General features: G+C 73.4%; 12 protein-coding genes. 3 read left to right on the top strand and 9 right to left on the bottom strand.

What is annotated here, in order from left to right:
* Positions 1–38: 38 nt before the first annotated feature.
* The 8 genes from ACWPXV_RS10355 to ACWPXV_RS10390 form a co-directional block, all read right to left on the bottom strand.
* A complete protein-coding gene (locus tag ACWPXV_RS10355) occupies positions 39–671 on the bottom strand; it encodes a nucleotide exchange factor GrpE (RefSeq protein WP_454085157.1) in 633 nt (210 codons plus the stop codon).
* Positions 668–2521: a molecular chaperone DnaK gene (dnaK, locus tag ACWPXV_RS10360; protein ID WP_454085158.1), complete on the bottom strand. Its 1854-nt coding sequence runs from the start codon at positions 2519–2521 to the stop codon at positions 668–670. The genes ACWPXV_RS10355 and dnaK overlap by 4 nt, the downstream gene beginning before the upstream one ends.
* Positions 2522–2707: 186 nt before the next feature.
* Positions 2708–3988 (bottom strand): FUSC family protein, encoded by a 1281-nt coding sequence (locus ACWPXV_RS10365; protein ID WP_454085159.1) that lies wholly within the window; start codon positions 3986–3988, stop codon positions 2708–2710.
* Between the two features lie 62 nt (positions 3989–4050).
* Positions 4051–4725, bottom strand: a complete 675-nt coding sequence (locus ACWPXV_RS10370; protein WP_454085160.1) for a response regulator — start codon at positions 4723–4725, stop codon at positions 4051–4053.
* Positions 4722–6065 carry a sensor histidine kinase gene (locus ACWPXV_RS10375; protein ID WP_454085161.1) on the bottom strand — a complete coding sequence of 448 codons (1344 nt, stop codon included), beginning with the start codon at positions 6063–6065 and terminating at the stop codon, positions 4722–4724. Before ACWPXV_RS10375 ends, ACWPXV_RS10370 begins: the two co-directional genes overlap by 4 nt.
* A 40-nt stretch (positions 6066–6105) precedes the next feature.
* Positions 6106–6945, bottom strand: coding sequence for a hypothetical protein (locus ACWPXV_RS10380; protein ID WP_454085162.1), 840 nt, complete (start codon positions 6943–6945; stop codon positions 6106–6108).
* Complete coding sequence (locus tag ACWPXV_RS10385; RefSeq protein WP_454085163.1) at positions 6938–7759, bottom strand: hypothetical protein; 822 nt, start codon at positions 7757–7759, stop codon at positions 6938–6940. The genes ACWPXV_RS10380 and ACWPXV_RS10385 overlap by 8 nt, the downstream gene beginning before the upstream one ends.
* Positions 7756–8670, bottom strand: coding sequence for an ATP-binding cassette domain-containing protein (locus ACWPXV_RS10390; RefSeq protein WP_454085164.1), 915 nt, complete (start codon positions 8668–8670; stop codon positions 7756–7758). The genes ACWPXV_RS10385 and ACWPXV_RS10390 overlap by 4 nt, the downstream gene beginning before the upstream one ends.
* A gap of 156 nt (positions 8671–8826) precedes the next feature.
* Between ACWPXV_RS10390 and ACWPXV_RS10395 the strand changes: the two genes are divergently transcribed.
* The 3 genes from ACWPXV_RS10395 to ACWPXV_RS10405 all read left to right on the top strand — a co-directional run bounded on the left by ACWPXV_RS10395 (position 8827) and on the right by ACWPXV_RS10405 (position 12656).
* Positions 8827–9720: a hypothetical protein gene (locus ACWPXV_RS10395; protein WP_454085165.1), complete on the top strand. Its 894-nt coding sequence runs from the start codon at positions 8827–8829 to the stop codon at positions 9718–9720.
* A 313-nt stretch (positions 9721–10033) separates the two neighbouring features.
* Positions 10034–11152 (top strand): alkaline phosphatase, encoded by a 1119-nt coding sequence (locus ACWPXV_RS10400; RefSeq protein WP_454085166.1) that lies wholly within the window; start codon positions 10034–10036, stop codon positions 11150–11152.
* Positions 11153–11261: 109 nt separating this feature from the next.
* Positions 11262–12656, top strand: coding sequence for an APC family permease (locus ACWPXV_RS10405; protein WP_454085167.1), 1395 nt, complete (start codon positions 11262–11264; stop codon positions 12654–12656).
* Positions 12657–12660: 4 nt separating this feature from the next.
* On the opposite strand, the gene ACWPXV_RS10410 is transcribed toward ACWPXV_RS10405, so the two are convergent.
* Entirely contained in the window at positions 12661–13101 is a 441-nt protein-coding gene (locus tag ACWPXV_RS10410; RefSeq protein WP_454085168.1) for an NUDIX hydrolase, read from the bottom strand.
* Positions 13102–13120 lie beyond the last annotated feature (19 nt).

Genomic DNA, 13120 nt, shown 5'->3' on the forward strand with positions numbered 1-13120 from the left:
GGCCGCGCGCGGGGCGCGGCCGGCACCGTGCGTGCCTGCTACTCGGGGCTGGTCACGGCCACGCGCGCGGCGCGCAGCACCTTCTCGCCCATCCGGTAGCCGGGCTGCATGACCTGGGCGATCGTCGTGGACGTCGCCTCCGGGTCCGGCGTGCTCATGAGCGCGTCGTGCAGCTCGGGGTCGAACTCCTCGGCGGGGGCGCCGAAGCGCTCGACGCCGAAGCGCTGCGCCAGCGTGGACTCGAACTTCTCGGCGGTCGCGCCCAGCGGTCCGGTGAGGTCGCCGTGCTGACGCGCCAGCTCGATCTCGTCGAGGACACCGAGGAGCGCCTCGACCACCTCCGCCTGCCCCGCGGCGCGCTGCTCGGAGGCAGCGGCCTTGGAGCGCCGCACGTAGCCGTTGTACTCCTGCTGGAGGTTGTACAGGTCGGCGTTGCGGCGGGCGAGCTGGTCGCTGAGGTCGGCGGACTCCGCCTTGGCGGCGGCGAGGGCGCCGTCCTGCGGCTGCTCGGGCTCCGCGGCGGGCTCCGCCTCGTCGGCGGTGTCCTGCGCGTCGTCCTGCGGCTCGCGGACCTTGCCGGTCTCCGGGTCGATGCGGCGCTTGTCGCGCACGACCGGCTTGATGGGCTCCGACTCGGGCGGGCCCTGGGCCTGGGGGTTCTCCTCGGTCACTTGTTCTCGTCCTCGTCCACGATCTCGGCGTCGACGACGTCCTCGTCCGTGCCGGACGGGGCCTCACCCGCGGCGGGAGCGTCCTGGGGGGCGCTCTGCTGCTGGGCGTAGAGGGCCTCGCCGATCTTCTGCGAGACGGTCGTCAGCGCCTGCTGCTTGGCGGTGATCTCGGCGACGTCGTCGCCCTCGAGCGCCTTCTTGAGGTCGTCGACGGCGGAGCGGACCTCGCTGGAGACGTCCTCGGGGAGCTTGTCCGCGTTGTCCGTGAGGAGCTTCTCGGTCGAGTAGACGAGCTGCTCGGCGGTGTTGCGGGCCTCGGCCTCCTCGCGGCGCTGCTTGTCCTCGGCGGCGTGCGCCTCGGCCTCCTTGACCATGCGGTCGATCTCGTCCTTGGGCAGGGCCGAGCCGCCGGTGATGGTCATCGACTGCTCCTGGCCCGTGCCGCGGTCCTTGGCGGACACATGGACGATGCCGTTGGCGTCGATGTCGAAGGTGACCTCGATCTGCGGCATGCCGCGGGGGGCCGGGGCGATACCGGTGAGCTCGAAGGTGCCCAGCGGCTTGTTGTCGCGGGCGAACTCGCGCTCACCCTGGAAGACCTGGATGAGGACGCTGGGCTGGTTGTCCTCGGCGGTGGAGAACACCTCCGAGCGCTTGGTCGGGATGGCGGTGTTGCGCTCGATGAGCTTGGTCATCACCCCGCCCTTGGTCTCGATGCCGAGGGACAGCGGCGTGACGTCGATGAGGAGGATGTCCTTGCGGTCACCCTGGATGACGCCGGCCTGGAGGGCCGCGCCGACGGCGACGACCTCGTCCGGGTTGACGCCCTTGTTGGGCTCCTTGCCGCCGGTCAGCTCCTTGACGAGGTCCGTGACGGCGGGCATCCGGGTGGAGCCACCGACGAGGACGACGTGGTCGATGTCCGCGACCTTGATCCCGGCGTCGCTGATGACGGCCTGGAAGGGGGCCTTGGTGCGGTCGAGGAGGTCCTTGGTCATCTCCTGGAACTGTGCCCGGGTGAGCTTCTCGTCCAGGTGGATGGGGCCGTTCTCGCTCATCGACAGGTACTGCAGCGAGATGTTTGTGCTCGTCGTCGAGGAGAGCTCCTTCTTGGCCTGCTCGGCCGCCTCGCGCAGACGCTGGAGGGCGATCTTGTCCTTGGACAGGTCGATGCCGTCCTTGTTCTTCACCTGGGTGACGAGCCAGTCGACGACCCGCTGGTCCCAGTCGTCACCACCGAGGCGGTTGTCACCGTTGGTGGCGCGCACCTGGATGGTGGAGAAGTCGTCGTCGTCCTTGCCGATCTCCAGGAGGGAGACGTCGAAGGTGCCGCCACCGAGGTCGAAGACGAGGATGAGCTCGTCCTCCTTGCCGCGCTCGAGGCCGTAGGCCAGGGCGGCGGCGGTGGGCTCGTTGACGATGCGGGTGACGTTGAGGCCGGCGATCTGGCCGGCGTCCTTCGTCGCCTGACGCTCGGCGTCGTTGAAGTAGGCGGGGACGGTGATGACCGCGTCGGTCACCGTCTCGCCCAGGTACTGCTCGGCGTCACGCTTGAGCTTGCCGAGGACGCGCGCGGAGATCTCCTGCGCGGTGTAGTTCTTGTCGTCGATCGAGGTGGTCCAGTCGGTGCCCATGTGACGCTTGACCGAGGTGATGGTCCGGTCGACGTTGGTCACCGCCTGACGCTTGGCGACCTCACCGACGAGCACCTCGCCGGACTTGCTGAAGGCGACCACCGACGGCGTCGTGCGAGCACCCTCGGCGTTCGCGATGACGGTGGGCTCGCCACCCTCGAGGACGGACACCACGGAGTTGGTGGTGCCCAGGTCGATTCCGACCGCTCGTGCCATGTGTCGTTCTCCTGTCCTAGTGCGCGGGCCGGCAGGTTCCGGTCCTTGAGTCATCCACACTCAAGTTTGCGCGTCCTCGCCGTCATGTCAACTCGGCGGGTGCGAACTTGAGTCTATGTGGCTCAACCTCACTCGTTCAGGATTCATTCCCGACCAGTCACCCGCGCCCCGGCATCGTCTCGTCAGCTACTCGCCACGCCGGCGCCGTCCCGCGCGGCGCCGCAGCGCCTCGCGGGCAGTGCGGGATGCGTCCGCGGGACGCGCGGCTATCGGACGCGGCTTGCGCGACTTCTCCAGGAGCCGGGCGCGGTCCTCGAGCTGCAGCGGGACCAGGACGTGGTCGACGGCGGAGAGGATCGAGCCGCGCAGCAGCCACAGGCCCGTCTCCTCCCGCGGGTCGACGAGCAGCAGCTCGGTGAGGATCGCCCGGGCCTCACCGGCGACGTCCAGGCTCTCGGCCAGGCTCCGCTTCACCCCGGCCTCCGAGCTCTGGGCCTCGGCCTCGACGAGTGCGCCGAAGGCGTCCAGGGAGTCCGCGAGGTGACCGAGGAGGACGGCGAACGCGGGGCGGACCTGTTCGCCGTAGCCGTCGTCGGGCGTCTCGTACTCGGGAGCCTCGGCGAACATCGTGGCGAAGAGGGCGCGGATCGCGAGCAGCGAGCGGTCCAGGGCGTCCAGGCCGGCCCGCAGGACCGGTTCGACCTCGGGGGTGCGGATCGCTCGGGGGTTGAACCGCCGCAGGTCTGTGACCGTGCTGATCGCCACCTCCGTGCGGCTCATGGCCTGGGCGACGGCGCGTGCCTGGTCCAGCCAGGTGCCCACCGCACTCTTGGTGATCGGCCGCTGGGTCATCGACGCGGCGGCGGTCCGCAGGCACGCCGCCTGGCTGCCGGCGATGTTGCGCACGTCGGTCACCGCGGCCCGGAAGGGCACGGCCGGCGGGAGGAGGAGGTTGAACGCCATTCCCACGCCCGCGCCGATGAGCGTCGTCAGCACGCGGGTCTCCGCCGCGATGTCCCGGCCGTCCGGGCCAGCCGTCCCGAGGATGAGCATGGCGCTGATCGCCGTCTCCAGCCGCTGGTCGCCCAACCGCAGGATCGCGGCGAGCAGCAGGGCCAGCGCGATCGCCGCTCCCAGGCTCCACCAGGTCAGGCCCACCCACGACGAGAGCGTGATCGCGACCAGCACGCCTGTCAGCACGGCGCCCACCCGCACGACACCCATCTGCAGGCTCGCCGTCGCCGAGGCCTGGACCACCAGGAGAGCGGTGAGGGCGCCCGTGAGGTCGATCGGCCCCTCGAGCAGCCACACCGTCAGCAGGTAGGCCACGACGGAGGCGGCCGTCAGCCTCGCCACCCACGCCAGGAGCGGCCGCGCCGGGCGCGGCAGCAGCCACGACGGCACCACCCGCCCCCGGACCGGACGGAACCGGCGCCGCGTGACGCGCTCGCCGGCAGACTCAGGCATGGCCACCCCCAACGACGCAGGTTGGTCCTTGCCAGCGTACAAGCGGGCGGCTGCCCTGCACGTCAGTCCCCGGCGCGGACCAGCCCGCTCTCGTAGGCGAAGATGACGAGCTGTACCCGGTCCCGCAGGCCGAGCTTGGCGAGCAGGTTGCCGGTGTGGGTCTTGACGGTCGTCGTGGACAGGTGGAGGGCCTCGGCGATCTCGAGGTTGGACAGCCCGGTGGCCACGAGCCGCAGGACCTCGAGCTCCCGGGGGGTGAGCGCGTCCAGCCGCGGGTCGCGCTGGCTGGCCGCCTCCTCCTCGGGACGAACGGGCAGCTGCCCCGAGAACCGCTCGAGGAGCAGCTGGGTGACTCGCGGCGCGACGACGGCGTCGCCGGAGGCGACCGCCCGGACCGCGCGGACGAGCTCGGCCGGCTCGGCGTTCTTGAGGAGGAAGCCGCTGGCGCCCGCGCGCAGCGCCCCGAAGGCGTACTCGTCGAGGTCGAAGGTCGTGAGCACGAGCACCCGCGTCCCGGGGTGGGCGGCGACGATGCGGCGCGTGGCCTCGATCCCGTCACCGCCGGGCATGCGCACGTCCATGAGGACGACGTCGGGGGCGAGGGAGGCGACCTGCTGGAGGGCGACGACGCCGTCCGCGGCCTCACCGACCACGGTGAGGTCCGGCTCCGTCTCGAGCACCATGCGAAAGCCCTTGCGGAGCAGGGCGTGGTCGTCGACGAGCAGGATCGTCGTCATCGCCGACCCCCGTCCACGGGCAGGGTGACGGCCACCCGCCAGCCGCTGCCGGGGCGCGGACCGGCCTCGGCACTGCCGCCGAGGATCGCCGCCCTCTCCCGGACCCCCACCAGGCCGCGCCCGCTCCCCTGCGTCGACACCTCGGGCGCCCCGCCGCGCGGGCCGTCGTCGAGCACCTCGATCGTCACGGCGTCGGGGGTGCGGTGGACCGCGAGGACCACCCGCGGTGTCCCCTGGGCGTGCCGCAGGGCGTTGGTGAGCGCCTCGCCGACGATCCGGCGCATCGCGAGGGCGACCGGGCCGGGGACGTCGACGTCGAGGCCGGTGGCCACCACGGGCAGACCTGCGGCGCGGAACCGGTCGACCACGGCCGCGAGGTCCGCCGTCTCGTCACCGGGGTCGGGAGCCGTCTCCTCCAGGGCCGCGAGCACGCGCCTCATGTCGGCGAGCGCGCTGCGGCCGGTCGCGGAGACCTCCCTCATCGCCTCCTGCGCCTGGTCCGGCGACCGGGACGCGACGGCGCCGGCGCCGTCGGCCAGGGCCACCATGACCGAGATGCTGTGGGCGACGACGTCGTGGACCTCGCGGGCGATGGTGGTGCGCTCGGCGCTGCGGGCCATGAGAAGGTCCTGCCGGTGCTCACGCACCTGCGCCTCCTCCTGCGCCCGCGCCGCGGCCTCGCGCTGACGTCTGCTGCGAACGTTGAGACCCGCCACGACGGCGGTGACGAGCAGGAGGGCACAGAGGGTGGCCTCGAAGACGCGCGTGTCCTGGCCCGCGAGGAACGCCCGGCCCATGCCGCTCCACTCCTCCTCCGTCAGCGGGCCCGGGGGGAAGTCCGGTGCGCCGCGGGTCAGCGTGGACAGACCGATGACGACGCCCCACAGGTCCACGCTGAGCCCGAACAGCGTGGCGCCGCTGACCGCGACGACGGCACCGAGGACCGCCGGCCACGTCCGCACGGGCGGCCAGGTGGCGGCGAGGGCGTAGACGGCCAGCGCCGTGCCGAGCACCGTGGCACCCGCGGCCCCCACCAGCGCCAGGCTGAGCACCGCGAGCGCCGCCGTCCACAGCACGGCCCGGACCGGGTGCCGCCGTCGCCGACGCAGGGCCGGCACCCCGAGCAGCCCGGCGACCGCCGTCGTCGCGGCGACGGTGATCGCGCCCTGGGAACCCGGCGGGTGGGAGAACCAGATGACGCTGGGGAGCAGGTACACGACGGTCGTCAGCAGCACCGCCGCGAGGTAGCCCGTCCAGACGACCCGGTCCGCGAGGTCCGGGCGCTGGGCGAGGGTCAGACGCACCCGCTCGACCCACGCCCGGGCCCGGTCGACTGTCACGCCCCGAGTGTGCCAGCCCGCCTCCCCGCCCGGCGCGGCCTCAGACATCGCTGTGCCGCAGCCGGGCCGCGGCGGCGGTGAGGAGCACGAGCACCCACGCCGCCGCGACCCCGAGGCCCGCCCACGGGGTGAGCACCACCCCCGCCTCGGCGGCCTGCGCGGCGGCGCCGGCATCGGTGGCCACGACGAGCCGGCCGGCCCACGCCGGCAGGAGCGCCACGAGCCACGGGGCCCCGACGACCAGCACGAGCCGCTCGAGGAGGAACACGAGCCCCACCCCGGCCACCAGCCCGGCGGCGGGTGTGCGCGCGAGGGTGCCGAGGGCGACGCCGAGAAGTGCGATCGCGACGACGTAGAGAACCAGGCCGCCGAGGATGCGCTGCGTCTGTGGGTCCGTGGCGTCGAGCGTCATGGTGACGTCGGCGCGGAACGGCAGCACCGCCAGGAACGTGACGACCAGCGCGGCGACAGCCACCAGGGCCGCGAGGACGGCGGTGACGAGCGTCTGGGCGGCGAGCACGGGCAGCCGACGGGGGACGGCGAGGAAGGTCGAGCGCGCCGCACCGCCGGGGTACTCCGCGGCGCTGACGAGGACGCCGAGGACGAGCACCGGGAGCTGGGTGGCGACGAGGCCGAGGGTGAGGAGGCCGCGCAGGGCCGGCGCGTCAGACCCGTAGCGCGCGTCGTAGGCGACGACGCACGCGACCGCCGCGTGGACGAGGACGGCCACGAGAACGCACCACCGGGTGGACGGCAGCGTCACGGCCTTGCCCAGCTCCGCACGCAGCACCCGCGGGAAGGACACCCCGGAGCGGGCGGGCAGGCCCACGGGGGCCGACACCGGCCGCACGGCCCGGCCCGGAGCCGCCCGCTCAGACATCGCGCACCCGCACCGCGACGGCGGCCCCGAGCACCGCGAGGACCGCCCACGCCCCGGTGACGGCGACGCTCCCCCAGGGACCGACCGGCAGCTGGCCGATGTCCCGGAGCAGGTCGACGAACCCGTCGGTCGAGGAGACGAGCGACGCCGCGTGGCCGGGCAGCAGGCCGGCGACCCGCGCGAGACCGTCGGGCGCGGCGATCATCGCGATGTCCAGGACGAAGACGACGAAGGCGACGGCGACGGCGGTCACGCTCCGTCGCAGGAGCATCCCCAGGCCGAAGCAGAACACGGTCGCGGCGACGAGGTAGACCCCGGTACCGACCCACATCCGCGTCGTCTCCGCCGTGAGGGCGGTCGACAGCCCCGCGCCGAGCGGGGTCGCGAGGACGGCCGCGGCGGACAGGCCGAGGGTCGTGGCCGCGGTCAGGGCGGCGACCGCCGCCGTGACGAGAGCCTTGGCGACGACGACCGGGGTGCGGGCCGGGACGGCGACGAAGGTCGGCCCGGCGCTGCGGCTGGAGAGCTCCCCGCTGCCGAGGAGAACCCCGAGGAGCAGGATCGGGAACTGCGTCACCACGAGGCTGCTCGTCACGAAGTAGGCCACGCTGCCGTAGCCGTCGGGCCCCACCGCGGCGTCACTGCCGCCGAGGTAGGACAGGCCGACGGTGAGCAGCACCATGACGGCGACCGTCCAGCGGGTGGAGCGCAGGCCCCAGGCCTTGAACCACTCGGCGGCGAGGACCCGGCCGAAGCCGGCAACCGGCCGCGCCGGCAGGCCGACGGGCGCGGGCAGAGCGGCGACGGCGCTCATCGGGCCGCCTCCGCCCGGTACTCCACGGCACCGGCCGTGAGGCCGAGGTACGCGTCCTCGAGCGTGCCGGACACCGTGGACAGCTCGAGCAGCGTGACGCCCAGTCCGGCCGCGAGCGCACCCACGGCGGCGGCGTCGGTGCCGGCGACCTCGAGCACCCCGTCCTCCCCCAGGGTCACCGGTGTCCCCCGGCGTTCGAGCGCGCGGGCCAGCGTGGCCGCGTCGGTCGCGCGGACGCGCACCACCCCGGCACGGGCGGTCGCGGCGACGAGGGTGTCGAGGTCCTCGTCGGCCAGCAGCCGGCCCTGGCCGATGACGACGACCCGGCTCGCCGTCTCGGCGAGCTCGCTCATGAGGTGCGAGGACAGGAGCACGGTGCGCCCCTCGGCGGCCAGGGACCGCAGCAGGTGGCGGATCCACAGCACGCCGTCGGGGTCCAGGCCGTTGACGGGCTCGTCGAGGATGAGGATGCCGGGGTCACCGAGCAGGGCGGCGGCGATGCCGAGGCGCTGCCGCATGCCCAGGGAGAAGGTGCCGACACGGCGGCGGGCCACGGAATCCAGCCCGGCCAGGCCGACGACCTGGTCCACGCGCGCCCGGCCGATCCCGTGGGTCCGGGCCAGGCCCATGAGGTGCCCGACGGCGGTGCGGCCGGGGTGGGCACCGCGCCCGTCGAGCATCGTGCCGACCTCCTGGAGCGGCGCACGCAGCTCGGCGTACCGCTGTCCGCCCACCGTGGCGGACCCGGACGTCGGCCGCTCGAGCCCGACGACGGCGCGGATCGTCGTCGTCTTCCCGGCACCGTTGGGGCCGAGGAAGCCGGTGACCGTGCCAGCCCGCACGGTGAAGCTCAGGTCGTCCACCGCCGTCGTCGCGCCGTAGCGCTTCGTCAGGTGTGTCACCTTGATCATGGCTCTGCTCCAGTTCCCGCCCGCGCTGCTGCCGGCGACACCGTCGACGCTAGGAGCGGCGCAGCGGGAGCAGATCGTCCGCGGCGACGAGATCGGGCGGGCAGCCACCTCCTCCCCGAGGAGGAGGGGCCCGGAAACGGCGGTCCCCGAGGTGGGGTGCGAGCACACTGGGGTCAGGAGGTGGCGCAGGTGCGGGAGAGGCGGCGACGAGCGCCCGTGGGCGCGGCGGTCATGGCGGCCGGCCTGCTGCTGCTCGGCGCCTGCGGCACGGCCGGTGGCACGGACCCGGCCGGCAGTGAGCAGCCGACGGCGGGTGAGGGGTGGCGCCTGCTCGGTGAGGAGCTGACGGGCGAGCCCTACCGGACGGGCCTCGCCACCACCGACGCCCAGCTGGACGCGCTCTGGCGGTCGGCCGGCCTTGACGGCGAGCCCGCCGAGGTGGACTGGGAACGGGAGGTCGCCGTGTGGTTCGGGGCCGTCTACGGCAGCGGCTGCCCGGTGCGTCTGGACGGCGTCGTCGTCGTCGAGGACCTCGTCCACGCCGAGCTCACGCTCCCAGGGGAGCCCGCCGCCTGCCCCGACGACGCGAACCCGCACGCCTTCGTCGTCGCCGTCGCACGCGAGGCGCTGCCGGACGGGCCGTTCCACATCCAGCTCGAGGCCAGGGACCCGTACCCCGGAGAGCCGGAGGAACGCACCGTGGTGGACGTCGGCCTCGACTCCCCCGGCAGCACCGTGTCGGACGACGAGGTGCACACCGCTCCGCCAGGACCGCAGGAGCCGCCGCTCGTCGCGGACGGGGACAACCTCCCGGCGGACCGGTCGGTGCGGTACGTCTACCGCGCCGACCCCGCGTGCGACACCCCCGTCCTCGGTCCGCTCAACGGCTCGCTGTGGCGGCCGGCCGACGGCGAGACACCGTGGGACGTCGCCGACGGCGAGGAGCTCACGCTGTACCCGCTCGGTGACGGGGCGCGCGAGATCGTCGCGTCCTCCTCGGAGATGGACTGGCTGCTCGTGCGCCTGGACGACGCCCACGGCTGCCCCTGAGACCCTGCCCGCGCAGCCGGCCGCCGCACCTGCGCGGTGGCCGGGCCGGGCGTACGGTGGCCCCGGAGCCGCCCCGGTCATGACCACTGGGGGCGTGACCGTGAGAGCGGTGCGACTCCGGGGGTGTGGCAACGATGCGTACACGAAGCACGAGACTGGCCGGCGCGGCACTGGCCCTTGTCCTGGCGGGCGGGGTGGGGGCGGGTCTCCGAGCTGGGGCGACCGCGGCGGGCCGGACCGCGACGACAGGCACCACGAGCGCGGCCGCGACCGTGACCGCGCGAAGAACGTCATCTTCATCGTCGGGGACGGCATGGGGATCGCCCACCGCGAGCTCATCCGGCTCGCGACCGTCGGCCGTGAGGGCGAGCTGGAGATGAACCAGCTGCGCTACCAGGGCTGGGCGCAGACCGACCCGGCCGACCCGGAGGAGGTCGTCACGGACTCCGCGGCCGGGGCGACCGCGTTCTCCACCGGGGTGCGGTCCTACAACGGCGCCATCGCCGTCGACCTCGACGGCGACCCGGTCCGGACCCTGCTCGAGCGGGCCGAGCGGGCCGGGAAGTCCACCGGCCTGGTCACCACCTCCCAGGTCACCGACGCGACGCCCGCGGCCTTCGGCTCGCACGTGGCCGACCGGGGCAACCAGAGCGAGATCGCGCGGCAGTACCTGGAGGAGACCGGGGTGGAGGTCATCCTCGGCGGCGGGGAGGACTGGTGGTACCCGGCCGGCGAGGAGGGCCAGTGGCCCGACAACCCGGCGACGGACCCGACCGAGGCCAGCAAGGGCACCGCCGGCAACCTCGTCGAGCGCGCCGAGGAGCTGCGCTACCGGTACGTCAGCACCGCCGAGGAGCTCGCGGACGCACCCGACCGGGGCAGGCTCCTCGGCCTGTTCGCGAACGAGGAGATGTTCGAGCACGTCGGCCCGGCGGCCCCGCTCTACGAGCCGTCCGTGCCGCTGCGGGACATGGCGGACAAGGCGCTGGACATCCTGTCGCGGGACCGTGACGGCTTCTTCCTCGTCATCGAGGAGGAGGGCATCGACGAGATGGCCCACCACGGGCACGGCCAGGAGGTCATCGACTCCGGCCAGGCGCTGGACGAGACCGTCGCCCTGGCGCGCGACTTCGCCGCGCGCCACCGGGACACGCTCATCGTCGTCGTCGGGGACCACGAGACCGGCGGGCTGGCGATCGAGCTCGTCGACGACCGTGACGAGTCCGGTGAGGGCGAGCAGGCCGAGGAGGGGCCGTTCACGCTCGCCGGGACGGACCTCACCTTCATGGTCGACTGGACCACCGGAGGGCACACCGGCGCGGCCACCCCGGCGAGCGCCGAGGGCCCCGGCGCCGACGCGATGGTCGGCGTGCGCGACAACACCGACATCCACGACCTCGTGCGCGACGCCATGCGCACCGGTCGCCACTGACGCCCGCCCGGCCCCGCAGCCCGCTCGGGTTGCGGGGCCGAACGCCGGGGACGACCCTTCCCGCACGCGCCGTCGCGGGGACGGGCCGGAGCCCCCGGAAGGACGTGGGATGAGCACCTCGACGTCGGCCGACACCGAGCCGGACCTCAAGCGGGCCATCGGCCCCAAGCTGCTGCTCCTCTTCATCGTCGGCGACATCCTCGGGACGGGCGTCTACGCCCTCACCGGTGAGGTCGCCGGTGAGGTGGGCGGTGCCGGCTGGGCGGCGATCCTCCTCGCCTTCGCCGTCGCCACCGTCACCGCCTTCTCCTACCTCGAGCTCGTGACGAAGTACCCGCAGGCGGCGGGCGCGGCGCTGTACACGCACAAGGCCTTCGGGGTCCACGTCCTCACCTTCCTCGTCACCTTCGCGGTGCTGAGCTCGGGCCTCACCTCGGCGTCGACGGCCGCGAAGTTCCTCGCGGAGAACGTCATCATCGGCTTCGGCCTGGACTGGGGCTCGGGCGCCGTCACGCTGATCGCGATGGCCTTCATCACCCTGCTCGCCCTCATCAACCTGCGCGGCGTGGCCGAGTCGCTGGCCTTCAACGTCGTCCTCACGCTCGTCGAGCTCACCGGCCTGCTCATCGTCATCCTCATCGGCTTCTGGGCGATGTCGCAGGGGAACGTCGACCTCGGGCGCGCGATGGTCTTCGAGACGAGCGAGGACAAGACCGTCTTCCTCGCCCTGACCTCCGCGACGGCGCTCGCCTTCTTCTCGATGGTGGGCTTCGAGGACTCCGTCAACATGGCCGAGGAGACGAAGGACCCGGTCCGGATCTTCCCGCGGGTCATGCTCACGGGCCTGGGCCTCACGGCGTTCATCTACGTGCTCGTGTCGGTGACCGCCGTCGCGGTCGTGCCCGTCGGTGAGCTCGCCGGGAGCACGACGCCGCTGCTCGAGGTGGTCCGCCAGGGCGCCCCGGACCTGCCGGTCGACACCATCTACCCGTTCCTGTCGATCTTCGCCGTGGCCAACACCGCGCTCATCAACCTCATGATGGCCAGCCGCCTCATCTACGGGATGGCCCAGCACGAGGTGCTGCCGCCGCTGCTGGGCAAGGTGCTCCCGGGCCGCCGCTCGCCATGGGCGGCGATCGTCTTCACCACCCTCCTCACCTTCGGCCTGGTCTGGGGCGTCACCCAGGTGGCCGGGCAGAAGACCATCACGGCCCTGGGCGGGACGACGGCGCTGCTCCTGCTGGCGGTGTTCACGGTGGTCAACATCGCGGCGATCGTGCTGCGGCGCCGGCCGGTGGACCGCGAGCACTTCCACGCGCCCCGGGTGCTGCCCTACATCGGGGCGCTCACCTGCGCCTTCCTCGTGGGGCCGTGGGCGCAGGACACGATCGAGTACCAGATCGCCGGCGGGCTCATCGCGATCGGCCTGGTCCTGTGGCTGCTCACCTGGGCCTTCTACCGGCGGGGACGCCCGCCGCTCGAGCCGGGGGCTCTGGAGGACTGAGCGGTCAGCGTCGCCCCAGCCGCTGCACCGCGAGGTCGACGATGTCCGCCGTCCGCTCGGCGAGCGGGAAGTCGGCGAGCGGCACCCAGCGCGCGAAGTCGGTCGTCCCGCCCACCTCGGTGGTGCCGAGCTGCCCGCCGACGACGCGGGCGTGGAAGAGGAAGCGCTGGGACCGGTAGGCGCGGGCGAAGGGCCCACCGACCGGGGCCGTGTGGTGGTGGATGGCCAGGAGCGGCCCGAGCTCGACGTCGTAGCCGGTCTCCTCGTACGCCTCGCGCACCACCGCGTCCTCGACGGCCTCCTCGTACTCGACGCCGCCGCCCGGGAGCGACCAGCTCGGCCTGCCCCCGTCGCCGCCGTTGAACCACGTCAGCAGGATCTCGTCGGCCTCGTTGACGATGACCGCGTAGGCGGCCAGCCGGGTGTCGTACTCGGTGAAGTGCACGCGGAGACTGTACGGCGCC

The organism is Georgenia sp. Marseille-Q6866 (assembly GCF_965111665.1).

What these genes read in the sequence shown, in the direction of transcription:
- dnaK (WP_454085158.1), bottom strand. Translation starts at nt 2,521, where the DNA reads ATGGCACGAGCGGTCGGAATCGACCTGGGCACCACCAACTCCGTGGTG.
- ACWPXV_RS10370 (WP_454085160.1), bottom strand. Translation starts at nt 4,725, where the DNA reads ATGACGACGATCCTGCTCGTCGACGACCACGCCCTGCTCCGCAAGGGC.
- ACWPXV_RS10390 (WP_454085164.1), bottom strand. Translation starts at nt 8,670, where the DNA reads ATGATCAAGGTGACACACCTGACGAAGCGCTACGGCGCGACGACGGCG.
- ACWPXV_RS10365 (WP_454085159.1), bottom strand. Translation starts at nt 3,988, where the DNA reads ATGCCTGAGTCTGCCGGCGAGCGCGTCACGCGGCGCCGGTTCCGTCCG.
- ACWPXV_RS10405 (WP_454085167.1), top strand. Translation starts at nt 11,262, where the DNA reads ATGAGCACCTCGACGTCGGCCGACACCGAGCCGGACCTCAAGCGGGCC.
- ACWPXV_RS10385 (WP_454085163.1), bottom strand. Translation starts at nt 7,759, where the DNA reads ATGAGCGCCGTCGCCGCTCTGCCCGCGCCCGTCGGCCTGCCGGCGCGG.
- ACWPXV_RS10400 (WP_454085166.1), top strand. Translation starts at nt 10,034, where the DNA reads ATGGGGATCGCCCACCGCGAGCTCATCCGGCTCGCGACCGTCGGCCGT.
- ACWPXV_RS10380 (WP_454085162.1), bottom strand. Translation starts at nt 6,945, where the DNA reads ATGTCTGAGCGGGCGGCTCCGGGCCGGGCCGTGCGGCCGGTGTCGGCC.